Annotated in this window: 27 protein-coding genes and 2 pseudogenes; 15 read left to right on the top strand and 14 right to left on the bottom strand. The window is 68.6% G+C overall.

The features are described 5' to 3' along the window. Positions 1–266: 266 nt before the first annotated feature. From IEY86_RS08685 to IEY86_RS08660, 6 genes and pseudogenes are all read right to left on the bottom strand, one after another. Positions 267–473 (bottom strand): annotated as a pseudogene (locus IEY86_RS08685) (tyrosine-type recombinase/integrase); the annotation flags it as partial. 143 nt (positions 474–616) lie between these two features. Next, positions 617–1,354: a protein phosphatase 2C domain-containing protein gene (locus tag IEY86_RS08680; RefSeq protein WP_189130958.1), complete on the bottom strand. Its 738-nt coding sequence runs from the start codon at positions 1,352–1,354 to the stop codon at positions 617–619. Between the two features lie 43 nt (positions 1,355–1,397). Continuing rightward, positions 1,398–1,619: a DUF1839 family protein gene (locus IEY86_RS38020; protein WP_189131097.1), complete on the bottom strand. Its 222-nt coding sequence runs from the start codon at positions 1,617–1,619 to the stop codon at positions 1,398–1,400. After that, positions 1,514–2,410, bottom strand: a complete 897-nt coding sequence (locus IEY86_RS08670; RefSeq protein WP_189130957.1) for a DUF1839 family protein — start codon at positions 2,408–2,410, stop codon at positions 1,514–1,516. The genes IEY86_RS38020 and IEY86_RS08670 overlap by 106 nt, the downstream gene beginning before the upstream one ends. Positions 2,411–2,488: 78 nt before the next feature. Then, positions 2,489–4,453 carry an ABC transporter ATP-binding protein gene (locus IEY86_RS08665; RefSeq protein ID WP_373286979.1) on the bottom strand — a complete coding sequence of 655 codons (1,965 nt, stop codon included), beginning with the start codon at positions 4,451–4,453 and terminating at the stop codon, positions 2,489–2,491. Then, positions 4,450–6,186, bottom strand: a complete 1,737-nt coding sequence (locus IEY86_RS08660) for an ABC transporter ATP-binding protein (protein ID WP_189130956.1) — start codon at positions 6,184–6,186, stop codon at positions 4,450–4,452. The genes IEY86_RS08665 and IEY86_RS08660 overlap by 4 nt, the downstream gene beginning before the upstream one ends. A 349-nt stretch (positions 6,187–6,535) precedes the next feature. On the opposite strand from IEY86_RS08660, the gene IEY86_RS08655 reads away from it, so the two are divergent. Together IEY86_RS08655 and pyk are read left to right on the top strand one after the other, a co-directional pair. Beyond that, a complete protein-coding gene (locus tag IEY86_RS08655; RefSeq protein ID WP_189131095.1) occupies positions 6,536–7,090 on the top strand; it encodes an LmbU family transcriptional regulator in 555 nt (184 codons plus the stop codon). A gap of 73 nt (positions 7,091–7,163) precedes the next feature. Further along, positions 7,164–9,008, top strand: a complete 1,845-nt coding sequence (gene pyk, locus IEY86_RS36320; protein WP_229698249.1) for a pyruvate kinase — start codon at positions 7,164–7,166, stop codon at positions 9,006–9,008. A 37-nt stretch (positions 9,009–9,045) separates the two neighbouring features. Here the strand turns inward: pyk and IEY86_RS08645 are convergent, their stop codons facing one another. Further along, positions 9,046–9,423 (bottom strand): hypothetical protein, encoded by a 378-nt coding sequence (locus tag IEY86_RS08645; protein WP_189130955.1) that lies wholly within the window; start codon positions 9,421–9,423, stop codon positions 9,046–9,048. Positions 9,424–9,609: 186 nt separating this feature from the next. Further along, positions 9,610–10,035, bottom strand: a complete 426-nt coding sequence (locus tag IEY86_RS08640; protein WP_189130954.1) for an OsmC family peroxiredoxin — start codon at positions 10,033–10,035, stop codon at positions 9,610–9,612. Between the two features lie 198 nt (positions 10,036–10,233). On the opposite strand from IEY86_RS08640, the gene IEY86_RS08635 reads away from it, so the two are divergent. The 4 genes from IEY86_RS08635 (at position 10,234) to IEY86_RS08620 (ending at position 12,306) form a co-directional block, all read left to right on the top strand. Further along, positions 10,234–10,608 (top strand): ArsR/SmtB family transcription factor, encoded by a 375-nt coding sequence (locus IEY86_RS08635; RefSeq protein ID WP_189130953.1) that lies wholly within the window; start codon positions 10,234–10,236, stop codon positions 10,606–10,608. Beyond that, complete coding sequence (locus tag IEY86_RS08630) at positions 10,605–11,192, top strand: SRPBCC family protein (protein WP_189130952.1); 588 nt, start codon at positions 10,605–10,607, stop codon at positions 11,190–11,192. Before IEY86_RS08635 ends, IEY86_RS08630 begins: the two co-directional genes overlap by 4 nt. 4 nt (positions 11,193–11,196) lie before the next feature. Next, on the top strand, positions 11,197–11,751 hold the full coding sequence (locus tag IEY86_RS08625; protein WP_229698248.1) for a TIGR03086 family metal-binding protein: 555 nt from the start codon (positions 11,197–11,199) through the stop codon (positions 11,749–11,751). Positions 11,752–11,853: 102 nt separating this feature from the next. Continuing rightward, positions 11,854–12,306, top strand: coding sequence for an FG-GAP-like repeat-containing protein (locus IEY86_RS08620; protein ID WP_189130951.1), 453 nt, complete (start codon positions 11,854–11,856; stop codon positions 12,304–12,306). 114 nt (positions 12,307–12,420) lie between these two features. On the opposite strand, the gene IEY86_RS08615 is transcribed toward IEY86_RS08620, so the two are convergent. After that, positions 12,421–13,029, bottom strand: coding sequence for a TIGR03086 family metal-binding protein (locus IEY86_RS08615; RefSeq protein ID WP_189130950.1), 609 nt, complete (start codon positions 13,027–13,029; stop codon positions 12,421–12,423). A gap of 202 nt (positions 13,030–13,231) precedes the next feature. On the opposite strand from IEY86_RS08615, the gene IEY86_RS36315 reads away from it, so the two are divergent. After that, the gene (locus tag IEY86_RS36315) at positions 13,232–13,741 is read left to right on the top strand and encodes a helix-turn-helix domain-containing protein (protein WP_265804015.1); all 510 of its coding nucleotides are present in this window, start codon (positions 13,232–13,234) and stop codon (positions 13,739–13,741) included. 49 nt (positions 13,742–13,790) lie between these two features. On the opposite strand, the gene IEY86_RS08605 is transcribed toward IEY86_RS36315, so the two are convergent. Next, positions 13,791–14,393, bottom strand: coding sequence for a ClpP family protease (locus tag IEY86_RS08605; RefSeq protein WP_189130949.1), 603 nt, complete (start codon positions 14,391–14,393; stop codon positions 13,791–13,793). 2 nt (positions 14,394–14,395) lie between these two features. Next, positions 14,396–15,049, bottom strand: a complete 654-nt coding sequence (locus IEY86_RS08600) for an ATP-dependent Clp protease proteolytic subunit (protein WP_189130948.1) — start codon at positions 15,047–15,049, stop codon at positions 14,396–14,398. Positions 15,050–15,355: 306 nt separating this feature from the next. Between IEY86_RS08600 and IEY86_RS08595 the strand changes: the two genes are divergently transcribed. Beyond that, the gene (locus IEY86_RS08595; protein WP_189130947.1) at positions 15,356–16,231 is read left to right on the top strand and encodes a LysR family transcriptional regulator; all 876 of its coding nucleotides are present in this window, start codon (positions 15,356–15,358) and stop codon (positions 16,229–16,231) included. Positions 16,232–16,373: 142 nt separating this feature from the next. Here the strand turns inward: IEY86_RS08595 and IEY86_RS08590 are convergent, their stop codons facing one another. Both IEY86_RS08590 and IEY86_RS08585 read right to left on the bottom strand, forming a co-directional pair. Continuing rightward, positions 16,374–17,807, bottom strand: coding sequence for an FAD-binding protein (locus IEY86_RS08590; protein ID WP_308425115.1), 1,434 nt, complete (start codon positions 17,805–17,807; stop codon positions 16,374–16,376). A 124-nt stretch (positions 17,808–17,931) separates the two neighbouring features. Continuing rightward, complete coding sequence (locus tag IEY86_RS08585) at positions 17,932–18,810, bottom strand: sigma-70 family RNA polymerase sigma factor (protein WP_189130946.1); 879 nt, start codon at positions 18,808–18,810, stop codon at positions 17,932–17,934. A gap of 118 nt (positions 18,811–18,928) precedes the next feature. Between IEY86_RS08585 and IEY86_RS08580 the strand changes: the two genes are divergently transcribed. The 3 genes and pseudogenes from IEY86_RS08580 (at position 18,929) to tsaA (ending at position 20,373) form a co-directional block, all read left to right on the top strand. After that, positions 18,929–19,273 carry a VOC family protein gene (locus IEY86_RS08580; RefSeq protein WP_189130945.1) on the top strand — a complete coding sequence of 115 codons (345 nt, stop codon included), beginning with the start codon at positions 18,929–18,931 and terminating at the stop codon, positions 19,271–19,273. A gap of 188 nt (positions 19,274–19,461) precedes the next feature. After that, positions 19,462–19,920: pseudogene (locus tag IEY86_RS36310) on the top strand (pyridoxamine 5'-phosphate oxidase family protein); the annotation flags it as partial. Continuing rightward, entirely contained in the window at positions 19,909–20,373 is a 465-nt protein-coding gene (gene tsaA, locus IEY86_RS08575) for a tRNA (N6-threonylcarbamoyladenosine(37)-N6)-methyltransferase TrmO (RefSeq protein ID WP_229698267.1), read from the top strand. The pseudogene IEY86_RS36310 and the gene tsaA, both read left to right, overlap by 12 nt. Positions 20,374–20,442: 69 nt before the next feature. Here the strand turns inward: tsaA and IEY86_RS08570 are convergent, their stop codons facing one another. Continuing rightward, positions 20,443–22,542, bottom strand: a complete 2,100-nt coding sequence (locus IEY86_RS08570; RefSeq protein WP_189130944.1) for a nuclease-related domain-containing DEAD/DEAH box helicase — start codon at positions 22,540–22,542, stop codon at positions 20,443–20,445. 202 nt (positions 22,543–22,744) lie between these two features. On the opposite strand from IEY86_RS08570, the gene IEY86_RS08565 reads away from it, so the two are divergent. The 4 genes from IEY86_RS08565 (at position 22,745) to IEY86_RS08550 (ending at position 26,431) form a co-directional block, all read left to right on the top strand. After that, positions 22,745–23,680: an ABC transporter ATP-binding protein gene (locus IEY86_RS08565; RefSeq protein WP_189130943.1), complete on the top strand. Its 936-nt coding sequence runs from the start codon at positions 22,745–22,747 to the stop codon at positions 23,678–23,680. Next, complete coding sequence (locus tag IEY86_RS08560) at positions 23,677–24,462, top strand: ABC transporter permease (protein ID WP_189130942.1); 786 nt, start codon at positions 23,677–23,679, stop codon at positions 24,460–24,462. The genes IEY86_RS08565 and IEY86_RS08560 overlap by 4 nt, the downstream gene beginning before the upstream one ends. Before the next feature lie 68 nt (positions 24,463–24,530). Continuing rightward, positions 24,531–25,829 carry a sensor histidine kinase gene (locus tag IEY86_RS08555; protein WP_189130941.1) on the top strand — a complete coding sequence of 433 codons (1,299 nt, stop codon included), beginning with the start codon at positions 24,531–24,533 and terminating at the stop codon, positions 25,827–25,829. Beyond that, positions 25,811–26,431, top strand: coding sequence for a response regulator transcription factor (locus IEY86_RS08550; protein WP_189130940.1), 621 nt, complete (start codon positions 25,811–25,813; stop codon positions 26,429–26,431). Before IEY86_RS08555 ends, IEY86_RS08550 begins: the two co-directional genes overlap by 19 nt. Positions 26,432–26,450 lie beyond the last annotated feature (19 nt).

The following is a 26,450-nucleotide window of genomic DNA, read 5'->3' as shown; positions in this document are numbered from 1 at the left end:
GCCGTGATGGCCGTGCCAGATCCGTGCCAGAAAGGCTCACAGGGTCCGAATGACGCCGTTACGGGCTCCCCGACCGGCGCCCTGATGCCAAGCCTCGGCGGCGGGAACGAACGTCATCGGCGCCCAGGAAAAACGGCCCGCATCCCTGAGTGTCCAACCACATGTCGGCCCGGGCCGAGAGATCCCGGCCCGGGCCGACACGCAGGCCCCAGCGATCAGGCCTCGCGCCTGTTTTCCACCTCCGGGGCCGCCGGGGGTTCGGGTTCCGTGCCCTGGGCGGTCTTGCTGCGGCGGCCACGGACCTCGGCGTCGATGTCCTCGGCGATCCGGTGTTGGTGCTCCAGCGTGGTGTGCTGGTAGATCAGCTGAGCCTTCTGCGAGGACTGGCCGGCCCGGACCATGAGGTCCTTCATCTTCGCCCCAGTGTCGGCCGCCAGAGTGTTTCCGGTATGCCGTAGGTCGTAGAAACGGAAGGCGGATCAGTCTGCACCGGCGGGAGGCCAGCAGTTCACCGACCTCCCTTGCGGTCTGGAGGTAATATTCGGTGCTTCCTTCGTCGGGCGCGGAGAACACGCACACCGAAATCGGGGGTATACAGCAGCGGACCGCCTCATCGTCAGCTTTGAAACGCACACAGCACCGCGGTCGCGTCATCGTGGTGCTTGCCCCGGAACCGGCCGCGTTCGGTCGCGAGTTCCGCCTCGCGGACGGTCCTGATGAGGGCGGCCGGCCCAGACTGATCGAGTTCGTGCATGAGCTTCTCGTAGGTCCACCCATAGCGTTCGACCAGACGAGTCACGCCATCGGTGAGGACGGCGACCCGGCGGAGCCGGTCAAGAGGCCAGCGGTCGGTGACGCACTTGGCGGCAGCCTCGGGCTTGGTGCTCGCGACCCAGAACCCCGCGTCGGTATTGCGCAGGTCGCGGTTGTTGCCCGGCAGGGGCGCATTCTGGGTGTCACGGACTGTTGCCACCGATCCGTCACGCATCTCCACAACGACCGGCGAGTCTGCCAGCACCAGGCAGTCCAGCCAGCCGCCAGCTCGGCGAACGATGGCCACGGTAGTCGACGGGCTATCGGGATTGCTCAGATCGCAGGTGCTGGCATGGTCGGCGCATACAGAGTTGATGGCGTCGGCCAGCGCGTTCCTCAGTGGTACGCCCTCTTCGGCTGTCAAAGCTCTGAACAGATGGCCGCCGAGGCGGCGAACAAGCCAGGGCACATCATGGATGCAGCCGGTCGACTCCGTCAGCGAAGTGCAGCCGTCCATGACAATGACGAAGTCTTCGGTGCCGAGCACAAAGTCCTCGTTGACGGCTCCGGACATCGGCTGGCATGAGTAGACGATCTCCATCGCTGGGCTCCAATCATGATTGTGCGGCATCAGCAGAAAGCACTCATAGCGCCTGGGCTAGCTGCCTGCCCGCGCGGTGCCAGGCGGCCGACATTCCCGCAAAGGTGGCGTCGGCGGTCAGCGGGCGTCCGGTCGCCACGGCGCGGGCGGCCTTAAGGATCAGCCGTTTGGCGGACTGGGACACGGCGTCCAGCGAGTCCGCTGCCTCGTCGAATCTGTCCACAGCTCCGGCGTGGGCCAGCCAGCGGGCGAAGCGGGCCGCCATGGCCGAGGCGGCTCCGAGCTGCCGCAGAGTTGCGAACGCATAGCCGTCGCCCCCCCCGGGTCCTCCTCCGTCATCCGTGTGACGTCGGAGAAAAAACGGTCCAGGAAGGTCTCCATAGCGTCCCCACCACCACGGCGCGCCACGTGGCGGGCCGCGTTGTCCATGGCGATCGCAACGAGGTCGGCCCGGGCGCGCCTGCGTGCGGGTGCGCCAGTCACCTTCGCCGCTTCGACATACGGAGCGAGCTGGGTGCTGTCGACTGCGTGTGCGCCGACTCGGAAGGCTCCGGCGTAGTCGTCGCGTTGCAACTGGAAGCATCCGGCGTTGTGCAGGTAACGGGCGACACCGGTCGACGGGTCGACAGCTACGACGGCGATCGTCGTCTTGGCGTGCTCGCAGTGGTACGTCCTCGGGACGTCCGGCAGAAAGTACGCGTCGACCTCCATGATCGGTATCCTGCCCATCGCAAGCTGTGTTGCCGCGTGCCGGTCCAGTGGCTCATAGACCATCAGCTCGATGAGGTCGATACCGTACAACGACCAGAGGTCCTGAGCCGGGGGCTTGAAGAACGTCCATTGGTCCCCCTCGAAATCGATTCCCAGGGTGAACGACAACATGGGCGTCGGATCAAGGCCCAGTCCGTGCAGCAGTTCGATCCACAAGTCCGTGTAGCAGTTTGCGTCGAGCCAGTCATTGCTGGCGTCGAGATGCAGTGGGTGGGGAGAGAACGGCTCATCGCAGTAGCGCCATCCGAGAGCCGACGCATCGCGAGCTGGATCACTGATGCCCATGAGGTGCCTTCCGGTACTGAGATGACAAGAATGTGAGATGGTGACAGCGTCCGACTGTCGGCAACTCACTGAGCCGATTCATTCGGCATTCTCGGCCGAATGCATGAACTGGGCTGCGTGCAGTCGCGCGTAGGTGCCTCCTGTAGCGAGCAACTGAGCATGCTTGCCCTGCTCGACGATGGTGCCGTCCTCCAGTACGAGGATCACGTCCGCCTCCCGAATCGTGGAGAGTCGGTGCGCGATGACAAAGCTGGTGCGCCCTTGGCTCAGCCGCGCCATCGCCCGCTGGACTAGCACTTCCGTACGGGTGTCGACCGAACTAGTCGCCTCGTCCAGTACATGGATCACAGGGTCGACGAGGAACACCCGGGCGATGGTCAGGAGCTGCTTCTCCCCGATACTCAGCTCCGTCCCCTCGACACCGATCAACGTGTCGTATCCCTGCGGGAGCGTTCGGATGAAGCGGTCGGCAAGAGCGGCGCGCGCAGCTTCCTCAATCGCCTCGCGCGTGGCGCCGTCCGTTCCAAAGGCGATGTTCTCGGCAATGGTGCCGCTGAAGAGCCACACGTCCTGCATGACCATGCCTATGCCAGAGCGGAGATCGTCCCGTGACATGGCGCTGGCATCGACCCCGTCCACGGTGATTCGACCGCTATCGATTTCGTAAAACCGCAGAAGCAGATTGACGAGGGTGGTCTTGCCGGCTCCTGTGGCGCCGACGATGGCCACCGTCTGTCCCGGCTCGACCGACAGCGACAGGCCTTCGATCAGCGGCTTGTCCGGCTCGTACCGGAAGAAGACATCCTCGAAGCGGACATACCCCTGCCGTGGCTTCTGTCCGACCAGAAGCTCGGGTTCCCCGCTCTGCTCTGTGGCGTCCAGCAGCTCGAACACGCGCTCCGCCGAGGCCACGCCCGACTGGACCACGCTCACCAGGCTCATCAACTGCGTCAGTGGCCCACTGAACAGGCGCGAGTACTGGATGAACGCCTGGACCGCACCGACCGACAGGCCTCCCATGGCGACCTGGAGACCACCAATGACAGCCACCAGTACGTAGCTTGCATTGGTGAGGAACGTCAAGGCGGGCTGGACGATCCCGCCGGCCGACTGGGCTCTGGAGACCGACTGGGAAAGCGAGTCGTTCAGCCGACGGAACGCCGTGTCGCAGTCGGCTTGCAGGCCGTGCGCCCTGACCAGGTCATGAGCGGTGTATACCTCCTCGATATGCGCGTTGAGTTCGCCTGTCGTCTTCCACTGCCGTGCGAACTGCGGCGCCGCCCGTCTGCGCAGGACCGAGGTGAGGAACACCGAGATCGGAACGATCACCAGAGCAACCAGAGCCAGGAGGGGCGAGATCCAAAACATCATGGCCAGCACACCGACGATCAGCAGCAGCGAGTTGGTGACCGAGCTCACCGTCTGCTGAAGGGTCTGCACGATGTTGTCGATGTCATTCGTGGCACGGCTGAGTACCTCGCCACGCGGCTGCCGGTCGAAGTACGACAGAGGCAACCGCGCCAGCTTGGCCTCGATATCGCCGCGGAGTTGGAATGCCGTCCGTTGAACGATCTTCGTGGTGACCCTGCCCTGGATGATCCAGCATGCTCCGTTCCCCACGCTTGCCGCAAGCGCCGCGATCAGCGTGATGTGCACCATCGTGAAATCGATACCGCGTCCGGGTGTGAAGTCTGTCGACCGAAGCATGTCGGCGAGTGTCCCGTCGCCCTGCTGCCGGTAGTGATCGATGACCTCCACCCGGGTGGCCCCGGCAGGCATGTGATGTCCGATGAAGCCGGAGAAGATCAGGTCGGTGGCATGACCCAGAATCATCGGGCCGACTACGTTCAAGACGATGCTGGTGAGCCCGAGCGCCAGCATCCAGAGCAGCAGCGACCGCTGGGAACGCATCAGCGCGAGCAGCCGTCCAGCTGTCACCTTGAAGTTCGTCGACGGCTGGGCAGTCGGGCTGCCCAGCCGAGCGGGGCCCGGCGGCGGGATCGGGCCGGGAGCCTGTCGGGACGCGGACCGCTGCGTGGTCACCTGGCCCCCTCCTGGGACAGCTGCTGGGAAAGCGCAAGCTCCCGGTATGTCGGGGTGCCTGCCATCAGTTCGTTGTGGGTGCCGGTTCCGACGACGATGCCGCTGTCCAGCACCACGATCCGGTCGGCGTCCCGGATGCTGCCGACACGTTGGGCAACGATCACCCGGGTGGCATCGGCCGTCTCCCGTGCCAGCGCCGCGCGCAGCGCGGCCTCGGTCGTGTAGTCCAGTGCCGAGAAGGAATCGTCGAGCAGGTAGATGCGGGGCCGCCGGACGAGCACCCGGGCTATAGCCAACCGTTGCCTCTGCCCGCCGGACAGGTTGGTGCCGCCCTGCGCAATCGGCGAGTGCAGGCTGCCATTCAGCCGTTCCACGAATCCTCGCGCCTGCGCCACGTCCAGTGCCCGCCACAGCTCCTCGTCCGTCACATTGGGCCGACCGTGTCGCAGATTTGACGCCACGGTCCCGGAGAAAAAGTACGGCCGCTGAGTGACGAGGCCGATGAGGTCCGTAAGCGCGGCCTGATCTATGTTCCGCACGTCCTCACCGTCCACCAACACCTGCCCGCTCGTGACGTCGAGGAGTCGGCAGATCAGTCTGAGCAACGTCGTCTTGCCAACCCCGGTGGATCCGATGACCGCCGTGGTCTCACCGGGACGGGCCACCATACCGATGTCACGCAGCACCGCTGCCTCGGCTCCCGGAAATCTGAAACTGGCCCCGCGCATCTCCACGACGCCGCGACGCTGCCGCCGCCGTGCGGGATGCAGCGGCGGCACGACGCTGGATTCGGTGTGCAAGACTTCCTGGATGCGTTCGGCGCTCACTGATGCGCGGGGGACCATCATGAACACGGACGTCGCGGTCGCGACGGATGTCAGGATGAGCATGAGGTAGCCCAAGAAGGCGGTCAGGACTCCGATCTCGGTGCCCGCGCTGTCAATCCTGCGTGCCGCATACCATGCCACCAGTACGCTGAACGCATTGATCGTGGTGAACATCAACGGATACAGCAATGTAGTCAGTCGGCCGGCCCGCAGTGAGACGTCAGTCAGTGCATCGTTGGCGCGTTCGAAACGCCGCTGCTCATGCTCGTCCCGCACGAAGGCGCGAATGACTCGAACGCCATCCAGCTGTTCTCGCAGTACCTGATTCAATATGTCGATGCGACGCTGGATCACGCGGAACAGTGGACGCGATCGGCGGAAGATCGAGCTCGCCTGAAGGGTCAAAACCGGCACGATCGTCAGTAGCAACACAGCGAGAGGGATGTCCTGGCTGCACGCCATGGCTATGGCGCCGACAAGCATCACCGGTGCCGTCACTATCGAGGTGAAGGTCATCATCAGGAACATCTGCACCTGCAGGACGTCGTTGATCGTTCGGGTGATCAGCGAAGGTGCACCGAACTTTGAGACCTCACGCGCAGAGAAGCTCTGCACTCGCTGGAACACCGAGGCTCGGATATCCTTGCCGACCGCTGCGGCCGTACGAACCCCAAGAAAAACCGTGCCGATCACAGAGAAGAGTTCGAGCACCGCCAGAAGTCCCATTGCGGCACCGGTGTACATGATGTGATGGGTATCGCCTCTCACGACCCCTTTGTTGATGATGTCGGCGCTCAGAGTCGGCAGGGAGAGCGCCGTCGTAGCTTGCACTAATTGCAGTGCTACCAGCAACGCGATGGATCGCCTGTATGGGGCCAGGTGCGAACGCAGCAGTGAGACCAACACAGCGACCGACCATACAGTGACATCGGCCCTCCTTGAACCGTTGGCGCTTCAGGAAGCGCGCCGTCCGCACCAGCGCGTTTCCGACCCTAGCCGGGAACCGGCCAACCGCTAGGAAACGGCCAAGTTGGTTACGGCAAGTACGATCTCCGAGCCGGAGTTCGTCACGCCGACGCCCTGCGGCTATACAGCAGATGACGGGCCCGTGGACGATGATTCCGTCTTGCGCGACTCAACAGCGCGACTCAGGATGCTGACAACATCGTTGATCTCCAAGGGGGCTCGCTGCGTGCGGAGTGAGAGTCGTGATCGAGCGGTTGGAACGCGCAAATCCGACTTAGGACACCAGGTACTGACGAGACGGACATCGTTGTCATTGCCTGACCGGCTGTCCATTAGTGAGTGGAAGTCGGTCGGTGACAGGCTGGCCGCCATCGCGGTCTCGTCCGCTTGGTGGCTGGGCGATTGCCTGGTGTACGGCCAGAACAGGTTCCGGGAACGCTATCGAAGGGCGATAGCGGAAACCTCACTCGATTACCAGACGCTGCGCAACTATGCGTGGCTGGCCAGGAAGTTCCCCGTGTCTCGCCGGCGAGACAGCCTGAGTGTGCAGCACCATGCCGAAGTCGCGCGTCTCCCGGAAGCCGAGCAGGACATGTGGCTGAGCCAGGCCGCGGAGTTTTGCTGGTCGAGAAATGAACTGCGCCGCAGGCTGAAGGGCTTGCCCGGTGATCCCGATTCGACCTCCCTGGGAGAGCCTGCCTCCATCCGGCTCGAGATCGCCCAGCACCGGCGAAAACTTTGGGAGGGAGCCGCACAACGGGCGGATTGCAGCCTTTCTGAGTGGATGCTCAGCGTTCTTGACAGCGCAGCAACCGGTGGTGCGGAAGTGCCGTCGATCGGCTGATCCTGTCTTGCGGAGCGTTTGAGTAGTTGAACGGACAGCCGGCAGTCCGAATGTCTCGTAAAAGGATGGTGGAATGCCGAATCCAGCAGTTGACATGATGATGAAGCGACGGTCCGCTCTCGACCGGATGGCCGCTCCGTCGGGAGCGCACCCCGCCCCCCGGCCCTTCGCCGGCATCGACGTGAGCCTGGCAGAGCACAGCGTCGACTACGAGTCGGCCAAGATGCCCCGAACGCTGATCCACTCCATAGCGGAGTTGCTGATCAGAGATGGAAAGAGCTCAGGCCCAGGCGCCGCCCGGGTGATCGATCTCCCCCGGCAGCCAGGGCTGGGCAAAGCGCACACCTTCCACGAGGCGCTGTTTCGCGAAGTTTGGGCCGAATTCATGACTCGATCCTCCGACGTCGATCGGGCAATTTGCTGCCGAATCAAGACCAAAACCCTCACGGACGGGGCCATACCGCCTGAACTGTACGGAAGTAACTGGAGCTTCAAGAAGCTCCACATCGACCGGGAGGCCCTGCTCTTCTCGCACCTGTACGGGCCCGTATCCGGGTTCACCGGCGGCGCGTTACACCTGGTGGACATCCGCTCGTACATGCACCGACACAAGCTGCGATTCGATGACGTGTTCGAGTGGTCGGCGGAACCCACTCCGGGGAGCAAGCCCGTCCTCAGCGCCCGCCATCAGGACGCTGCCCTGGCCGAGTGCGGGATCGACCTGGGCGCTCCCGGTCCCGACCAGGTGATCTTCGTCAATAACATGCCCGGCGCCGGGATCCTGCACGGAGTCACGCCGGTGGTGGTCGCCGATCCGGACAACTTCATCCGGGAGTACCACCGGTGCAGCGTCAAGGAGGACCCACATCAACCTCGACGGATCGGTAGGGGCGCGATGAACAGCACAGTGGCGAGGCGCACGGCGATTGTCGCGACGATCGGCTCGGCAAGCGAGAAGCGTGCGTGCATCGAGGGCCTCATTCTGGCGGGCGTGGACATCGTGCGACTCAGCATGTGCAACGGGACCAGGGAACGGCACGTCAACACCGCCCGCATCGTCCGGGAGGTGTCCGCGGAACACGGTCGCAAAGTCCGTCTCCTGGCGGACTTACAGGGTCGGAAAAACCGCCTGGGCGCCCTTCCCGGAGGGCGCGCCGAGTGGGCGGTGGGGGACACGGTCGTCCTGACCACTCGGCCTGCGAGCAGTACTTCACACTCCACCTGGGTCTCTCACCCATGGCCTTCCGACGGGGTGTCGCCCGGTAACAAGGTACTAATCGACGACGGAGCCGTCCTCCTCGTCGTCGTGGAGGCGGGACCCGAAGAGCTGCTGTGCGAGGTCATCGACGGCGGGCCGGTCACCGACGGCCGTGGGGTGACCATGCCAAACGTAGCAAGATGTTCCGCTGGCCTTGTAGAGCGGGACATCGACGACCTGCACTTCGCGCGGAGGTTGGGGGTCGACATGGTCGCCCTGTCGTTCGCCTCCAAGGAGGACCACGCGGAACTGCGCGCACTCGCCAAAGGTCTGGCGATCATCGGCAAGGAGGAGCATCCGGACGCCGTCAACGAGATCCCAGCCATGGCGGACGCGTTTGACGGTCTGATGGTTGCACGAGGCGACCTGGCGCTGGAGATCCCGTTCGAAGACGTGCCCATCGTGCAGAAAAGAATCGTCGCCGAATGCGCCAGCAGGGGGAGGCTCTCGATGGTCGCCACCCAGCTGCTCCACTCCATGCGGCACAACGCGCGTCCCACTCGAGCCGAGGTGTCCGACATAGCGAACGCGGTGTTGGACGGGGCCGATGCTCTGGTTCTGGCTGGCGAGACGGGGTTCGGGCAACACCCTGTCCAGGTGGTGGATGTCATGCGACGAGTGATCGAGCGCGCCGAACTCTACCGCGACGACAGCGTTTAGGGGCCCCGCCCCGGCCATACGGCCGGGGCGGGGCCCATTACGATGGGTTGATCAGGATCTCGTCAGGCACGACAGAGCCAGCGAACCACGGCTGCCTTGCATGCAACGCGCGGAGCAACTCTTCCACCGAGATAGGGCCGGAGGTACGGACATCCGCCAGCAGGCGGCCCTTGCCGAAGCCCTCGTGGCGCACATCTAGCCGGCAGTGACCGATTCCTGGAACTGCGGTCACCATCGCCCGGGTTGCCTCGCTATCGATCGCCACGCCGCTGTGATGCCCGTGAACATGCTGGGAAGTCGACTCGAATGCCCGGACAGGGATGCCGTTTATGGGCTCGCCGGGTTCGCCGCAGAGTGTCCGCATGACCGCCAGAAGATCCTGAAGCAGGTCCGACGTGTTCCGCTGCGTGCTCACCGGCCTCCTAGCGGTCAGTCTGACGGCCGGGCCGGGCGTGGCCTGGATCGACACGGCGAGATCGGACTTCGCAGATCGCTCCCGGGCAGAGGCATCCGCGCGGCACCCCTGGCGACGAGCGGTGGCGCGAGCGCGGCCGGCGGGCGGGGCGGCGTTCCGGCTGCGCGACGCGTGAGCCGCGCCTGGTCACAGCAGCGTTGAGGTCAGTCCGATCGTTGTGCCCGTCAGGGCCTGGCTCACCGGGCAGTTGACCTTCGCGTCCTCGGCCGCCGCCTTGAACGCGGCCTCCTCGATACCCGGCACCTGGCCCTCCACGGTGAGATGGATTCCCGTGATCCCCGTGCCCGGCTCGAAGGTGACCGCTGCCTTCGTGGTGAGGCGCGTCGGCGGGGTTCCGGCCTTGGTGAGCGTGTTGGACAGGGCCATGGAGAAACAACTGGAGTGGGCGGCGGCGATCAGTTCCTCCGGGCTGGTCCTGCCATGGGGCTCCTCGGCTCGGGAGGCCCAGGTCACGGGGAAGTTGCCGACTCCCGAGGAGTCGAGCGTGACCTCTCCGAAGCCCTTGATGAGTTCGCCTTCCCACTCGGTGTGGGCGGTGCGCGTGGTGGCCACGATGAATCCTCCTGTATCTGGATGACGTCTCGCTTGATCGTCCGCCCTGCGACAGCCGCCCCCGGCTTCCGACGCGCCGGATCGCCCGACTCGGCGCTCGCCGTCCGCCCCACGGGGCTATTCAATCGTTTGGTTGACAACACACAGCTCCCGGCGTACGTTGAATTTAACCAAGCGGTTGAATATGCGAGGTATGAGGTGGCCGACGACCAGCTGTCCAGGGTGCTCTCCGCACTGGCCGACCCGACCCGGCGCGACATCGTGGCCCGGCTCGCCGCGGGGGACGCCACGGTCAATGAACTGGCCGAGCCGTACAACGTCACCGTCCAGGCCGTGTCCAAGCACATCAAGGTCCTGGAGGACGCCGGACTGGTCAGTCGCAGCAGGGACGCTCAGCGGCGGCCCTGCCACCTCGAGGCAGAGGTGTTCGACCTGATGACGAAATGGATAGAGCGTTACCGGCGTGAGGCGGAGGACCGTTTCCGCCGTCTCGACGCCGTCCTCGAGCAGATGGACGGGCGGGCGGACGAGCAGCCGGTGACGGGCAAGTCGACGAAGGAAGAAGCATCATGAGCACCACCAACACGAACCATCGTCACGAGACGCGGATAGCGGCCGACCCGGCCCTGCCCACCATCTTGATCACCCGGGAGTTCGACGCTCCGCCGGAGCGCGTGTTCCGCGCGTACACCGAGCCCGACCTGGTCGTCCAGTGGCTCGGACCGCGCCGGCTCGCCATGCGGATCGACCAGTACGACGCCCGCAGCGGGGGGTCGTACCGCTATGTGCACCGAGACGAGGACGGGACCGAGTACGGCTTCCACGGCGTGTTCCACGAGGTGCGCCCCCATGACCGCATCGTGCAGACCTTCACCTTCGAGGACTTCCCGGACGGCGTCAGCCTGGAGACGGCCGTCTTCGAGGACCTCGGTGGCCGCACCCGGGTCACCACCAGATCGCTGATGGAGTCCCTGGAGACCCGCGACGCGGCGCTCGCGAGCGGCATGGAACATGGCGTGCGGGAAGGGTACGAACGGCTCGACGAACTGCTGAACAGAGACGGCAGAGACGACAGAGACGGCAGAAACGAGAGCGGCGACAGCGACGACCACGGCGTCCGCGCCGACGCCGACCGACGCAGCGAGCCGGAGGCTTGAGATCGTGACAAGCGCAGCCGAAGAACACCGCGTCATCGCGGGTGGGTTCACCGATCGCGTCCGCGGGGTGCGTCCGGAGGCATGGGACAACCCGGCGCCGTGCGAGGGATGGGTCGCACGGGACGTGGTGCGTCATCTCGTCGAATGGTTCCCGGACTTCCTGAAGGCCGGCGCCGGAGTGGAGCTGCCCAAGGGACCGTCGGTGGACGACGACCCCCTGGCGGCCTGGACGGTGCACAGCGACGGGGTGCAGGCCCTCCTCGACGATCCCGCCACGGCGGGGCAGGTGCTGTCGAACCCGCACATCGGCGAGGTCCCCCTCGACCAGGCGGTCGCCCGCTTCTACACGGCCGACGTCTTCATGCACACCTGGGACCTGGCCCGGGCCACCGGCCAGGACGAGAGCCTCGATCCCGGCAAATGCGCCGAACTGCTCGACGGGATGCTGCCGCTGGACGACGTCCTCCGCAACAGCGGGCAGTACGGCACCCGTGTCGAGGTCCCCGCGAGCGCCGACGTCCAGACCCGCCTGCTGGCCTTCATCGGCCGCAATCCCTGAGAGCGAGTCCCGGTCATGGCGCCGTGGGCGCCGCACAGGGCGGGAAGAGATAGTGGAGACCCCGGGCGCAAGCCCGTGGTGTTCACGCAGGACATACCGGGAGTGCCCGACTCCGACGACGGCACGGACGACTTCGGCAGCGCGGTGTCGGTGGGCGACGTCAACGGTGACGGCTACCCTGACGTCGCCGTCGGTGCCCCCAACGAGGACTACGGCGGCCTGGAGAACGCCGGGAAGGTCACTGTGCTGCCGGGCCGCAAGGGCGGGCTGAGCGGCACCGGCGCCAAGGCCTTCACCTCGAGCACCTCCGGTGTGCCCGGCACCGCCAAGGCGCAGGGAGACTTCGGCATCGGGCTGAAGGTCGTCGACACCAATGGCGACGGGCGCGCGGAGGTCCTCGTCGGCGCCCTGGACGGCACGGAGAACGGCGCCCTCTGGAGCTTCCGGGGGACTTCTTCCGGCACCACCGTCACCGGCTCGCGCCATGTCGGCGCGACCGCGCTCGGGCTGCCCGCAGGCGCGGGGCTGCGGGTCGGGTCCAGGTACAACTGCTGACCCGGCACCCGACCGGCACCCGCACCCACATCGGTATGGGCTCCGGCCCCCGCACCCGCACCGGCACCGGCACCGGCACCGGCATCCGCACCGACTCGGCGCCCCGCACGCTCGTCACGGCTTCCACGACGGGTCTCGGCCGCTCAGGCCGATGACCCGGTCGAGGAGCGGGGCGTCGGCCGGAATTTCGACCGCCGGGCCGAACGGTCCGCCCGGGGGCCGTTCGTTCGCCGTAGGGGCGAGCATCGCGTACGACGCTTCCAGGGACAGGGTGTCCGGGTCGTACGGCTGGCCGGTCGCGCGGGCGAGGTCCCAGCCGTGGATGAGGAGTTCGTTCAGGGCGACACGGCCCGCTTCGGCGGCCGGGAAGGTGAGGCCGCCGGCCTGGGTCATGCCCTCCCACGCTTCGGGGTCGCGCCAGGTGGCGGTGAGCTCGTCGAGCCGCTGGGGGAGCTCGGTGCGCCAGCTCTCGCCGTCCTCGATGTCGGGCACGACGGCGTTCGGGGGAGTGCCGGTCGTCTCGCCGAGCTCCTTGCGCCCGGCGTCGCGGAAGGCGACGCTCAGGCCGATCAGATGCCCGAGCATGTTGCGCACCGCGCACCCCGGGCAGGGTGTGGGCGCGGTGAGCTGGTCGTTGGTGACGCCTTCGGCGAGCAGGGCGATACGGCGCGCGGCCGGTTCCAGATCGATCATGGGTGTGCCGGATCCCGTCACGTCGGTCATGGGTGCACTTCCTTTCTTCCCACCCATAAGACCGGAGCGGGCACCGGAACTCATCGGCGACAGCCCGCGCGCTTCACGATTCGGGCGGGTTCCGCGCAGGCTTCCTGTCCACGCGAGCTCCCTGTCCACGCGGGCTCCCTGTCCGCCGAGGGCTGAACGCCGCCTGGCTCCCCGGCGAGCGCGGCGCTCCTACCCTGGGGAGGTGAGCAACCACACGCCGAACCAGACCCGCGTCACACCACCGGCACCGGCTCAGGCACCGGCTCGCCCCCCGGTCCCGGCCGCGGTCCCGGCCGCGGCCTCCCCGGCACCCGCGGCCGCACCCGCCGCGAAGGAGCCCCTGTGGCGGCACATCGTCGGTGACGTCCTGCGCCGCGAACGCCTCGCGCAGGAACGCACGCTCAAGGACGTCGCCGAGGCCGGGCGGATCTCGATGCCCTATCTCTCCGAGCTCGAGCGCGGCCGCAAGGAGGCTTCGTCCGAAGTCCTCGCGGCCGCCGCCCACGCCCTCGGTCTCGGCCTGGCCGACCTGCTCGCCCTGGCCCAGGGCGAGCTCGCCCGCCTCGACGAGGCCAGGTCGGCGAGGTCGGCACCGTCAACACGGTCGGTCGTGAGGAAGCGCACCTCCCCCGCCTCGGTCACCCGGCTGAGCACCCGGCTCGGCGGTGCCCCGGTGGCCTCGCGCCAGGGCGAAGTGCGTCTGGCCGCCTGACGGTTGCCGGCTCCCGGAATCGCGGTTGCCGCGAGGGCCCACCCGGGCCTCAGGCAGCCGCGATCCGTCGGCTCAGCACCTCGTCCGCCAGGCCGTATGCCACCGCCTCGTGCGCGGTGAACACCTTGTCGCGGTCCATGTCCGCGCGCAGCGTCGCCACCTCATGGGGCGTGTGCCGGGACAGGACCTCCTCCACCTGGGAGCGGATCCGCAGCATCTCCTGGGCCTGGAGGCCGAGGTCCGAGACCGTTCCCTGCCGTCCGCCGCTCGACGGCTGCCCCAGCAGGACCCGGGCGTGTTCGAGCACGTACCGCCGCCCGGAGTCACCCCCGGCCAGGAGCACCGCCGCCGTCGAGGCAGCCTGTCCGACGCAGAACGTCGAGATCGGCGCACCGACGAACGTCATCGTGTCGTAGATCGCCATGAGTGAGGTGAACGAGCCACCGGGCGAGTTGATGTAGATCGCGATCTCGCGCTCCGGGCTCGACGACTCGAGGTGGAGCAGTTGCGCGATGACGACGTTGGCCACGCCGTCGTCGATCTCCGTGCCGAGGAAGATGATCCGCTCGGACAGCAGTCGGCTGTAGATGTCGTAGGCCCGCTCCCCCTGCGGGGTGCGCTCGACGACGGTCGGGATGGTGTACTGACTCATGTCTACAGCCCCACCCGTCGCCTCGAACCGGCCGGGCGGACGTCGTCGAGCGAGTCGACGACGCGATCGACCATGCCGTACTCCTTCGCCTGCTCGGCCGTGAACCACCGGTCGCGGTCACCGTCGCGCGAGATCGCCTCCTCGCTCTGGCCGGTGTGCTCCGCGGTGATCCGCTCGATGGCCTTCTTCATGAACTGGAGGTTCTCGGCCTGGATCGCCACATCGGCCGCGGTCCCACCGATGCCGGCCGACGGCTGGTGCATCATGATCCGCGCGTTCGGCAGCGCGCAGCGCTTCCCCTTCGCCCCGACGGTGAGAAGGAACTGCCCCATGCTCGCGGCGAACCCCATGGCGAGCGTGGAGACGTCGTTCGGGATCAGGCGCATCGTGTCGTAGATCGCCAGGCCCGCCGTCACCGAACCGCCCGGGCTGTTGATGTAGAGGCTGATGTCGGTGCGCGGGTCCTCCGCCGAGAGCAGGAGGAGTTGCGCGCAGACGCGGTTGGCGGAGACCTCGTCGACCTCTGTGCCGAGGAGGACGATCCGCTGCGTGAGGAGTTGGGCGGCCAGATGGTCGTCGAACCGTGTGGCGGGTGTATCGCCTTCGGAGGCTCGGGGGTTGAGAGCTGGGTCGCGGCCGGTGATGAGTGGAGCCATCGGTCCTCCTTGTCGTGGCGCGGCCGGAGTTGCCGCGGTGGCTCCACTGTGGGACGGATTTCGAGGCTCGATCGGGAATCCTGCCGGCAGCAGATTCGCTCATGGCAGAGCGGGCGGCCGACGTTCGGCCCACGACCCGGCGCAGGGCGGCCACCGTCGCACGCCGGATGTGGCGGGCCGGGCAGGGAGGACGACTCTCCCGTCGGTAGGCCCTTCCTCCCCCGCGGGAAGGGCCTACGTCGGAGTGATCCCATCGTCGCGAAGCGTCAACAACCCATCAAGGCCCATCTTCTGTACGATCGGTAAGTGGCATTTACCGAACTCGGAGAGATCGAGGCGTTCCTGGTCCTCGCCGAGGAACTCCACTTCGCCAGAGCGGCGGACCGGCTGGGGCTGTCCCGGCCGCGGGTGAGCCAGCTCATCCAGTCGCTCGAACGCCGCATCGGCGGCAAGCTGTTCGACCGCACAAGCCGCAGGGTGACTCTCACCCCGACCGGTCGCTTCCTGCTGGAACGGGTGAAGCCGAACTTCGACGGACTCCAGCGCTCCATCGAGGAGACCCGGGCCTTCGCGCGCGAACTGCGCATCGGATTCCTCGGCCCGTTCGCCGGTGCGGTGAACTCGTCCGTGGCCGACTTCCGCCGTGCGCATCCGGATTGGTCGGTCAGCATGACCGAGACCCGCTGGTCCGACTACTTCGGCCCGCTGCGCCGGGCGGAGGTGGATATGCAGGTCACCATCTGGCCCGTTCAGGAGCCCGACCTGACGAGCGGCCCGGTGATCGCGGAGTATCCCCGCGTGCTCGCCGTCGCCAGTGACAATCCACTCGCGGCCAGATCGTCGGTCTGCGCCGAGGAACTCGCCGAGCACACGATGGTGGAGCTGCCGCGGGCGACGCCCAGCGAGGTCCGCAAGGGGTTCCTGCCGCACACCACGCCCAATGGCCTGCCCATCCCCAGGGGACGGGTGGTCAATACTCAGCACGAGATGCTCAGCCGGGTCGCGACGAGCAACGAGGTCTGCGCGACCTCCACCGCGCTGACGCAGTACTACCGCCACCCCGAGGTGGTGTTCGTGCCCCTGACCGGCCTGCCGCCGGCGAGGGCCGTGGTCAGCTGGCGCACCGACAACGAGAACGTCAAGATCAGGGACTTCGCCTCCTCACTGACGTCCCTCATCTAGAAACGGACGTTTCTCAGCTGGAACGGACGTCCCTCAGCTGGAAACGGGCGTCCCTCAGCTGGAACGAAAGCTCGTACGGGTCCGCGAAGGCCGAGCCCACCGGAGCATCGTGGCGGGGGCTGCGCTGACCCCGTCCCGGCGGCTACGGCTTGATGTTCTGGTTCAGGTGGAAGAGGTTGCCCGGGTCGTAGGCGCGTTTCACTTCCGTCAGGCGGTCGTAGTTGGCGCCGTAGTTGGACCTGACCCGGGGCTGGTCGTCCTCGGCCATGAAGTTGACGTAGCCGCCCGCCTCGGAGTGGGGCGCCGTCGCCTCGTAGTAGTCGCGCACCCAGGCGGTGTTCGCCTCGTTGGCAGCCGGGTCGGGCCACATTCCGGCGATCACGGTGGCGAACGAGGCGTCCCGGTGGGAGAAGGCCGTGGCCTCCTGCGGCACCCGGTGGCAGGCCCCGTTGATCGGGTAGATGTGGACCGTCGAGTTCACGGCGGGCAGCCCCGGTGCGTGCTCGAGATGCGCCGTGATCGCCGCGTCGGTCAGCTCGGTGACGAAGTTGGCCTTCCAGTAGTGCTGCAGCCCGGGCGGCACCAGTGCGTCGAACGCGCTGTTCAGCGCGGGATAGGGCATCGGGCCGATGTGCTCGGCGACCACCGGGGCCGCGTCGCGGAACGGCCGGAGCGCGCTCTCCCCCTCCTCCAGCGGGCCCGTCCAGCACGCCACGATCAAAACGAAGGTGTCACCGTGCCGGTCCTGCGGGATGAAGGGCAGCGGCGGGGCGATCTGGAAGGCCGGGAACGCGCCGAGTTCCTCCGGCGCGTCGGCGATGACCTCGCGGAATGTACGCAGTATCGCCCCGGCGTCCTCCATCTCGAAGAGCATCAAGCCGCCGTAGATGTCCTTGACGGGGCTGAGCCTGAACTCGAACGAGGTGACCGCCCCGAAGTTGCCGCTGCCGCCGCGCAGGGCCCAGAACAGGTCGTCGTGCTCCTTCTCGCTCGCCACGAGGAACTGGCCGTCCGCGGTCACCACATCGGCCGAGACGAGGTTGTCGCAGCTCAGGCCCAGTCGTCGTGACAGGTGCCCGATGCCGCCGCCGAGGGTGAGGCCGCCGACGCCGGTCGTGGAGATGATGCCGCCGGTTGTGCCCATGCCGAACGGGTATGTCGCGGCGTTGAAGTCGCCCCATGTCGCCCCGCCCTCCGCACGGGCCGTCCCCCGTGTCGGATCGACGCGGACACCTCGCATCCCGGACAAGTCGGCGACCACTCCGTCGTCGCACGTACCGAAGCCCGGCACGCTGTGCGAACCGCCGCGCACGGCCAGATCGGCGTCGTTCTCGCGCGCGAACTCCACCGCGGCCATGACGTCACCGGCGTTGGCGCACCGCACAACGGCGGCCGGGCGCCGGTCGACCATCGCGTTGTAGACCGTGCGCGCCTCGTCATATGTGCCGCTGTCCGGAGTGACCACCGCTCCATGCACGCGTTCCCGCAGCTGGTTGATCGAGGGCTTGCCCATGGACGCCACCCGCTCCTCGTGCCGGACGTGCTCTCCGTGCTCCACGTGGTCCACGTGGACCACGCGCTCCCCGCGCTCCACGTGCTCTTGCGGAGCCGCCTCATCCCACGCTACGCCGAACGCGGGAAGCCTCAACCCGAGGAGCCGGCGGCCCCGAGGTCCGCCCGGCCACCGGGCGCGCCGGCCGTCAGACCTCCAGGATCTTCACATCCAGTCGGCCCAGGTGCGCGGGGTCGGCGAGCAGTTCGATCGCTGTGATCCTGCCCGCGGGCGTGATCGTGAAGCCGAACACGACACGGGGCCGCCCGCCCGGGGCCCACACGGCCGCCGCCGCTCCGTCGACGAGTGCCGACTGCGCGGCCCGGGCGCGGCCCAGGAAGGTGCTGACCACGGCCGACGCGCCGCGGACCTCGCTCGCCGCGCCCGCGGCCACGGCCGCGCTGTCGGCGCGCACGACGACATCCGGGTCGAGCAGGGCGAGCAGCGCGTCGAAGTCACCCTCGCGTGACGCCGCGAGGAAGGCGTCCACGACCTCCCCCTGGCGTACCGGATCGGCGCCGCAGCCGGCGTCCGAATCCTGCACCCGGCGGCGGGCGCGGCTCGCGAGCTGCCGCGCGGCGGCGGGCGAGCGCTCGACGATGGGGGCGATCTCGTCGAACGGCACGGCGAACATGTCGTGCAGCACGAACGCGAGGCGTTCGGCGGGCGTCAGGGTGTCGAGCACGACGAGCAGCCCCCGCCCGACGGCGTCGGCCCGCAGTGCCTCGTACTCGGGATCGACGCCTTCCTCGCGCGGCGCGGGCGGCTCGGCCAGGCCGGCGTCCAGTGGATCCTCACGCCGTGACTTCCGGGACTGGAGCATGTTCAGCGAGACGCGCGCCACGATCGTCGTCAGCCATCCGCCCAGGTTCTCCACATCGCCGGTGTCGGAGCGGCTGACCCGCAGCCATGCCTCCTGAACAGCGTCTTCGGCATCGCTGGACGAGCCGAGCATTCGGTAGGCGACGGCCCGAAGGTGGGGGCGGTGCGCCTCGAAGCGCTCCGCCAGAAACTCGTGCTCTTCCATCCGTCACATTCCTCCGTCGCGGTCTGTCATAGGAGTGACGGACACGATCCGGTCGATCCGACGAGCGAACGACACCACGGCATCACGGCATCACGGCATCACGAATCAGGAGTACACCATGGCCAACGGCATCAAGACGATCATCTACCCCGTGCAGGACCTGGCGAAGGCGAAGGCCGTGTTCGGCGCGCTTCTGGGCGTCGAGCCGATCATGGACGAGGCCTACTACGTCGGCTACGACGTCGACGGCCTGGATGTGGGCCTCGATCCCCACGGCCACCGCAAGGGCATGACCGGCCCGGTCACCTACTGGCAGGTGGACGACATCAAGAGCAGTGTGCAGGCGCTCCTGGACGCGGGCGCGCAGGCGCAGCAGGAGATCGGCGACGTCGGCGAGGGCAAGCTGATCGCCACCGTGAAGGACGCGGACGGCAATGTCATCGGACTCGTCCAGCCCGCCTGAGTACACCCGGCACCACGGCGAACGGGCGCAGGGCGGGGCATGATTCCTTTGATCACCCCGATCGTCCCGGTCACATGGTGCCGGGGCCGCGGCCGGCCTTTCGCGCCACCCGCGTCCCTGCCCCGTTCCCGCCACCCGTGTCCTGCCCGCCTGATTGATCCGATCAGCGATGAGGAGACCCGCCCACCATGACCCCGCCGCCCCGCACCCCTCAGCAGCGCAGGCAGGACGCGCTGAACCGGCTCGAGCACGACGTCGACGCCTGGGTGGCCACGGCCGACGAGGAAGGAGGGACCCCCTACCTCATCCCGTTGTCGTTCCTGTGGGACGGCGGCACCCTGCTGGTCTCCACCCCGGCCTCCAGCCCCACCGGCCGCAATCTGCGGGGCACCGGCAAGGTCCGCCTCGGCATCGGCCCGACCCGCGATCTCGTCCTCATCGAGGGTACGGTGCGCCCGCTCGCGGCCACCGAGCTCACCGGCGGACTCGGCGACGCGTTCGCCGCCAAGACGGGCTTCGACCCGCGTGAGCTCACCACCTCCTATCTCTACTTCCGCATCGAGCCGCAGCGGTTGCAGGCCTGGCGGGAGGCCAACGAACTCACCGACCGCGACCTCATGCGCGACGGGACGTGGGTGGTACCTGACACGGAAGGAGCGGAAGGTCGGGAGGCGGGACCGAGCGAGCCGGAGTACCCCGTGCGCCCGGTCGGCCGGGTGGAATCACCGCTGACCGACCGCGCCGGCGCGCCCAAGCAGGGCGACGAAGGAGCACCGGCCGCGCGAATCGTCTTCCGGCCCGAGCTGCGGGAGGCGGCGGCCGATCTGCGGGTGGGCGAGGAGGTGGTCCTCCTGACCTGGCTCCACCAGGGCTCTCGCGATGTGCTGTCCGTCCACCCTCGCGGCAACACCGACCGGCCTCGCCAGGGCGTGTTCTCGACCCGGTCACCGGACCGCCCCAACCCGATCGGGCTGCACACGGTGACCATCACCGATGTCGAGGACGACGGCGACGCGATCACCGTCAGCGGTCTCGAAGCGATCGACGGCACTCCCGTTCTCGATGTGAAGCCGGTCCTGCGCGCGACCGCCGAGCGGTGACATGCGGGGAGGGGACATCCGGGGAGCGGTGACATCCGGGGCGTACCGCACGGTCAGTGGCCAGGGACATCAGCGATCCGGCCGGACGCTGCCCAGCCACAGCACATCCCGGGCTCGCGTCATGGCCACGAACAGCCGGCTGCGGGCGAGTTCCTCACGCTCACGCGCGGTCTCGGACGCCGCGGACTCGTGCGTCGACGCGGCATCGTGCTGGGGCAGATAGACGCGCTTGAACTCCAGGCCCTTGGCGCGGCGGTAGCTGCCGAGCTTCACGGCCTCGACGGGCCGGCCGTCGTAGTGCTCCAGCAGGCGCACCTCGATGCCCGCCTGCGCCAGCAGGCGCCGGTAGTGGCCGATGGCCCGCATCGAGGGGCACAGCACGGCGGCGTCGGCGCGCTCGGACGACGGCAGGGCGAGCAGGGAGTCGAGAAGGGCCTGGTCGTGCACGGCGACCGTTGGCGTCACAACGCGGTGCACCCGGCCGTCGTAGTACGTCAGGTCGATGTCGCGCCGACCGGGGGTGCGCAGGCCGTCGATGTCCTCGAAGTCGTCCTTGGCGACGAGTTCGAGGGCGGCGTCCAGGATCTCCTTGCTGTTGCGGTAGTTGGTGCGCAGCACCTGCCCCCGTCCACCGCGGATGTCGATACCCGCGTCGGACAGCCGGAACCCTCCGGGATAGACGGCCTGTTGTCCGTCCCCGACCAGGAGCAGGCCGTTGGGGACATCGCCGACCAGGGCGTGGAGCAGCCTGACGCCGACGAGCGTCAGGTCCTGGACCTCGTCCACGATCACGGCGGCGTAGGGGGACTTGGCGGCGTTGCCCGCCTCGGCCAGTGCCAGGGAGAGGACGTCGTTGAAGTCGTGCACCCCGCGCTCGACGCGCCCGGACTCGTAGGCCTCGTACAGCGCCCAGACCGCCTGCCGGTGCGGCCGTCGCAGGGTCGCCCGGCGGCGGCGCCGGGGCACGGCGGCGTACTCCTCGAAGGAGGTGATGCCGCGGCCCTTGATGACGTAGTCGATCTCCTCGCGCCAGTAGCCCGGCGCCGGGTCGATCTCGGCGAGGCAGCTCTCGCGTCCGACGTGCTTCCAGGCGAGGCTGAACGCCGTCTCCGCCTTGTCCCCGTGCAGGCGGACGGGCACACCGCGGCCATGGAGGAACTCCTGCGCCCAGGAGTGGAGGCTGCGGAAGTCGACCCGGTCCGCCACGGCGGGCGACATGGTCTTGAGGAAGGTGCCCTGGACGCGGGGCAGGTTGTTGGCGAAGGTGACGTACAGGATCCGGCCGGTGGTGCGCTGGGCGAGGTAGGCCGCGCGGTGCAGGCCGACGACGGTCTTTCCGGTGCCGGCCGGGCCGGTGATGCGCGCGGGGCCCTCCCAGTTGCGGCGGACCAGCGCGACCTGGTCGGGGTGGAGGAACGTCATCCACTGCTCGATGGGGGCCCGCCGTGCCTCGTCGAGGGCGGCCTCGCGCAGGCCCTCGAGGTCGAAGAGGCCGTCGGAGCCGTCGTCGTTCCGGGGCTTCGCGGGCACGTCGGGTCCCTCGGGCGTCTCAGGTGTTCCCGGGGCGGCTTCCGTGAGGTCCGATCCCTCGTAGTCGGGGAAGACGCGCTCGAGTTGGTCGGCGATGACGCGGACCGAATCCGCCCGCAGACGACGGCTCTGCGACAGCAGCGCGGGCCCGACCTCGTACTCGCCCAGCAGCCGGATCCTGCCCAGTTCGGCGTCGACGCGCTGCCCCGCGAAGACCATGAGCGGCTGAACGGCCACGGGGGACATTCCCAGCGCCGCCACCGCGCCCTCGGCGGTCTTGGTCATCCGGATGAGCTTGCGCGCGTGATCGTCACGTGACTCACCACCGGCCCACAGCCGGCCGTCCGAAGGCTCGGGAGCGGCCCGCCAGTTCTTGACGTCGATGACGAAGACGCCGCCCGGACCGACGAGGAGCATGTCCACATTGGCCTCGCGCGTACCCGGCCACCGCCGGTCCACGAGGAGCCGCCACCCCCGCTCGGTCAGCACCAGCAACTGAGCGGCGACCCGCCGCTCCCCCTCGCCGGCCGCCTCCCAGCGGCGGGCCCGACGGCCGGCCGCCCGCCACTGCTCGCGTAACAGCCGCTCCTGCCGCCGTGCTTCCTGCGCCCGCCGTGACGCCGAACCGCCTGCCGCCATGTTCGCCCCCCTCGCACACGGAGTAACGATCATAGGACGATCCGCGATGTCCCGACAGGTGGCGCGCTCCTGCCCGAGCACCTCCCGCCGCCGCCCAGGTGCGGCGCGACGCGCGCTCCTGACGGCCGCCCATGACATACGTCATCTCAGTTGATGACAGTGCGCACCGCTCCGGGCGGTCGCGAGGCCGGACGCTGATGGCATGAACATCGAGGAGAGCGTGATCGAGGCCGCCGAGGTGTGCCGCCGGTACGGGGGCGGCTTCGAGGCCGTACGGGGAGTGTCGTTCGAGGTGGCGCGCGGTGAGCTGTTCGCGCTGCTGGGGACCAACGGGGCCGGGAAAACCTCCATGATCGAGCTGTTGGAGGGACTGGCCCGGCCGAGCGGCGGGGCGGTCCGCGTCCTGGGCCACGACCCCCGCGCGGAAAGGGCCCGGATCCGGCCGAGGGTCGGCATGATGCTCCAGGAAGGGGGCTTCCCCTCCGACCTCACGGTGACCGAGACCGCCCGGATGTGGGCGGGCTGCGTCAGCGGCGCGCGGCCGGTGGACCAGGTCCTGGGCATGGTCGGGCTGAGCGCGCGGGCCAGGGTGCGGACCAAGCAGCTGTCCGGCGGTGAACGGCGGCGCCTGGACCTGGCACTGGCGTTGCTGGGGCAGCCGGAGGTGCTGTTCCTGGACGAGCCGACGGCCGGGCTCGACACCGAGGCGCGTCGCGACACATGGGAGCTGGTGCGGGAGCTGAAGGCCGGCGGCACGACCGTGCTCCTGACCACGCACCACCTGGAGGAGGCGGAGACCCTCGCCGACCGGCTGGCCATCATGCGGGAGGGCCGGATCGTCGCCTCCGGTACTCCCGCGCAGGTCACGGCCGCCCGTCCGGCCCATATCTCCTTCGGCCTGCCGGACGGCCTGCTCCTGGGTGACCTGCCGCCCCTGCCAGGACTGGACGTGCTCGGGCACGAGGTGCGGGACGGGCGCGTCACCCTGCGGACCGAGCGGCTCCAGAAGTCGCTCACCGTCCTGCTGCGCTGGGCGGAGGAGCGGAATGTGCGGCTGGACCGGCTGGACGCCCGCTCGGCGTCGCTGGAGGAGGCGTTCCTCGTGATCGCGGGCAACAGGACGGAAGGTGCGGCATGACGGCGACCATCACCACCACGACCACCCCCATGGGCCGCGTGACCGCGCTCGGGCGGGCCGAACTCACCCTGCTGTCACGGAACACCCTGGCGATGCTCACCGCGTTGCTGTTGCCCGTCGGCATGGTCGCCGTCATGCGCCCGACGATCGCGCAGATGGACCTCGAGAAGACCGGGCTGGATGTGAACGCCGTGTCGATGAGCGGCGGCGTCGGCTTCGTCCTGCTCTTCGTCGTCTACTACAACCTCGTGACCGTGTATGTGGCGCGGCGTGAGGAGCTGGTGCTCAAGCGGCTGCGCACGGGCGAGGCGAGCGACCTGGAGATCCTGGTCGGCACGGCCCTCCCGGCGGTGGCGGTGGCGCTCGTGCAGTGCCTGGTGCTGATCGCAGCGGGGACGGCACTGCTCGATCTCGACATGCCCGAGCGAGCGGAACTCCTGGTGGCCGCAGTCGCCCTGGGACTGGTCCTGCTGACGGCGCTGGCCGCCGCGTCCACGGTCATCACGCGGACCGTGGAGATGGCCCAGATCACCACGACGCCGCTGCTGTTCCTGTCGCTGGTGGGCTCCGGACTCATCATCCCCCTGGAGACGATGCCGGACGCGCTGGCGAATGTGTGCCGCCTGCTGCCGATGACCCCGGTACTGGAACTCGTCCGGGCCGGGTGGGTCGGCGGCGTCGGGGCCCATGATGTGCTCGGGGCGCTGGCCACGGCACTGGTCTGGACGGGCCTGGCCGTGTTTGCTGTACGCCGATGGTTCCGCTGGGAACCGCGCCGCTGACCACGGGAAATCCGCCGACCGGAAATCCCGCTCACCACCCGGAAATCCGCCGACCCACCGGAGAGACGATGTCGAGACTGACGGGCTGGTGGGACCGGCGGAGCGACCCCGCCCGGATCGAGTTGTACACACGGGGGTCGTTCCACTCCTTCGCGCTCCTCGAATTGGGCCTGATCGGCCTCACCGTCGGGCAGGGGGACCTCCCGGAATGGCTGGCCGCGGGGCTGTCGGCGCTCGTCGCCCTGCACGCCCTGCTGTGCGCGATGCTGTCGTCCAGGGCCCTGGACTGGGCGCTGGGGCGCCGCGACCGGCCGAACCGGCTGTTCGTCGCCGTCGTCGTGCTCTCCGGCCTCGGCGCGGTCGCGACGCTGGTGGCGCGGGCGACCGGGACCATCTCGAACGCTGCGGATGTACCGGCGCCCGTCGTCGTCTTCACCGCGTTCGGTCTCGGCGCTCTGGTGCTCGCCATCCGGGGGACGCGCCGGATGCTCTGCACCGTGTTCGGCACGGCGGCCGGGACGGCCGCGGTGGCGGCGGTGCTGGGGCTCGGTGACGAGGCCCTGGTCATCGCCGTCGCCGTGCTCCTCGCGGGATTCGGGTGGGTGATCACCAGCGGCTGCTCGGCCTGGCTGCTGAGCGCGGTGTGGGAACTGGACGCCGCCCGCGAGGTGCAGTCGCAACTGGCGGTCGCCGAGGAGCGTTTGCGCTTCGGGCGGGACCTCCACGATGTGATGGGACGGAATCTGGCGGTGATCGCGCTCAAGAGCGAGCTCGCCGTGCATCTGGCACGGCGGGGCAGGCCCGAGGTGGTGGAGCAGATGATCGAGATCCAGCGCATCGCCCAGGAGTCGCAGCGCGAGGTCCGCGAGGTCGTGCGCGGCTACCGCAAGGCCGATCTGGCGGTCGAACTGGCCGGTGCGCTGTCCGTCCTGGGCGCGGCGGGCGTCGACGGGCGGGCCGAGGGGGACCGCGGAGGCTCGCTGCCGCCACAGATCCAGACGGCGCTGGGCTGGGTGATCCGGGAGGCCACGACGAATGTGCTGCGGCACAGCGAGGCACGGCGCTGCACGATCCACCTGGCGTTGGGCGCCTCGGTGGTGCTGACGGTGGAGAACGACGGTGTGCCCGAGCCCGCCGGGGGTTCCGCCGAACGCGGAACGGCCGGCTCGGGGCTGGCCGGGCTGCGGGAACGACTCGACGCGCTCGGGGGCACGCTGGCCGCCGAGTCGAAGGCGGGAGTCTTCCGTCTGACGGTGGGAGTCCCCCTGCCACGCGACCCCGGCGCCGCGCCGGCAGGGTCCCCGGTCCGGTCCTCGCCCCTCGCGCCGCCGAAGGGGGGCGACGCGGTATGCGAGCCGAGCGCATAAGGGTGCTGCTCGCGGACGACGAGCATCTGATCCGCGGCGCGGTGGCGGCGCTGCTGTCGTACGAGGACGACCTGCTGGTCGTGGCGGAAGCGGCTTCCGGGCCGGAGGCGGTCGCCATGGCCATGGCACACCGGCCGGACGTCGCCGTACTGGATCTGCAGATGCCGGGCGGGAAGGACGGCGTGGCGGTCGCGACGGCGCTGAGGACCGGGCTGCCCGAGTGCCGGACGATGATCGTCACCGGCCACGGCCGGCCGGGTCACCTCAAGCGTGCCCTCGCCGCAGGGGTGCGCGGCTTTGTGCCGAAGACGGTGTCGGCGCAACGGCTCGCCGAGATCATCCGGAGCGTGCACAGCGGAGGCCGCTACATCGACCCCGACCTGGCCGCCGACGCCATCAGCGCGGGGGACTCCCCGCTGACGGCCCGTGAGGCCGAGGTCCTGGAACTGGCCGCGGACGGCGCCCCGATCGCCGAGATCGCCCGCAGGGCATCCCTCTCCCCCGGCACCGTCCGCAACTACCTCTCCTCCGCCACCGCCAAACTGCACGCCGAAAACCGCCACACCGCCGCCCGCCTCGCCCGCGAACGCGGGTGGGTGTGAGGCGGCGGGCAGCTCACGC

Origin of the sequence: Wenjunlia tyrosinilytica, from assembly GCF_014646055.1 — a bacterium.
Classification (GTDB): domain Bacteria; phylum Actinomycetota; class Actinomycetes; order Streptomycetales; family Streptomycetaceae; genus Wenjunlia; species Wenjunlia tyrosinilytica.
Note: the sequence above shows the minus strand (reverse complement) of the source record. Positions and strands in the feature narration are given on the sequence as shown.

Excerpts from the sequence above, each read along its gene's own strand:
- IEY86_RS08680 (WP_189130958.1), bottom strand. The coding sequence starts at position 1,354 with ATGGAGATCGTCTACTCATGCCAGCCGATGTCCGGAGCCGTCAACGAG.
- IEY86_RS38020 (WP_189131097.1), bottom strand. The coding sequence starts at position 1,619 with ATGGCGGCCCGCTTCGCCCGCTGGCTGGCCCACGCCGGAGCTGTGGAC.
- IEY86_RS08670 (WP_189130957.1), bottom strand. The coding sequence starts at position 2,410 with ATGGGCATCAGTGATCCAGCTCGCGATGCGTCGGCTCTCGGATGGCGC.
- pyk (WP_229698249.1), top strand. The coding sequence starts at position 7,164 with ATGCCGAATCCAGCAGTTGACATGATGATGAAGCGACGGTCCGCTCTC.
- IEY86_RS08630 (WP_189130952.1), top strand. The coding sequence starts at position 10,605 with ATGAGCACCACCAACACGAACCATCGTCACGAGACGCGGATAGCGGCC.
- IEY86_RS08615 (WP_189130950.1), bottom strand. The coding sequence starts at position 13,029 with ATGACCGACGTGACGGGATCCGGCACACCCATGATCGATCTGGAACCG.
- IEY86_RS08605 (WP_189130949.1), bottom strand. The coding sequence starts at position 14,393 with ATGAGTCAGTACACCATCCCGACCGTCGTCGAGCGCACCCCGCAGGGG.
- IEY86_RS08600 (WP_189130948.1), bottom strand. The coding sequence starts at position 15,049 with ATGGCTCCACTCATCACCGGCCGCGACCCAGCTCTCAACCCCCGAGCC.
- IEY86_RS08585 (WP_189130946.1), bottom strand. The coding sequence starts at position 18,810 with ATGGAAGAGCACGAGTTTCTGGCGGAGCGCTTCGAGGCGCACCGCCCC.
- IEY86_RS08580 (WP_189130945.1), top strand. The coding sequence starts at position 18,929 with ATGGCCAACGGCATCAAGACGATCATCTACCCCGTGCAGGACCTGGCG.
- IEY86_RS08570 (WP_189130944.1), bottom strand. The coding sequence starts at position 22,542 with ATGGCGGCAGGCGGTTCGGCGTCACGGCGGGCGCAGGAAGCACGGCGG.
- IEY86_RS08565 (WP_189130943.1), top strand. The coding sequence starts at position 22,745 with ATGAACATCGAGGAGAGCGTGATCGAGGCCGCCGAGGTGTGCCGCCGG.
- IEY86_RS08560 (WP_189130942.1), top strand. The coding sequence starts at position 23,677 with ATGACGGCGACCATCACCACCACGACCACCCCCATGGGCCGCGTGACC.
- IEY86_RS08555 (WP_189130941.1), top strand. The coding sequence starts at position 24,531 with ATGTCGAGACTGACGGGCTGGTGGGACCGGCGGAGCGACCCCGCCCGG.
- IEY86_RS08550 (WP_189130940.1), top strand. The coding sequence starts at position 25,811 with ATGCGAGCCGAGCGCATAAGGGTGCTGCTCGCGGACGACGAGCATCTG.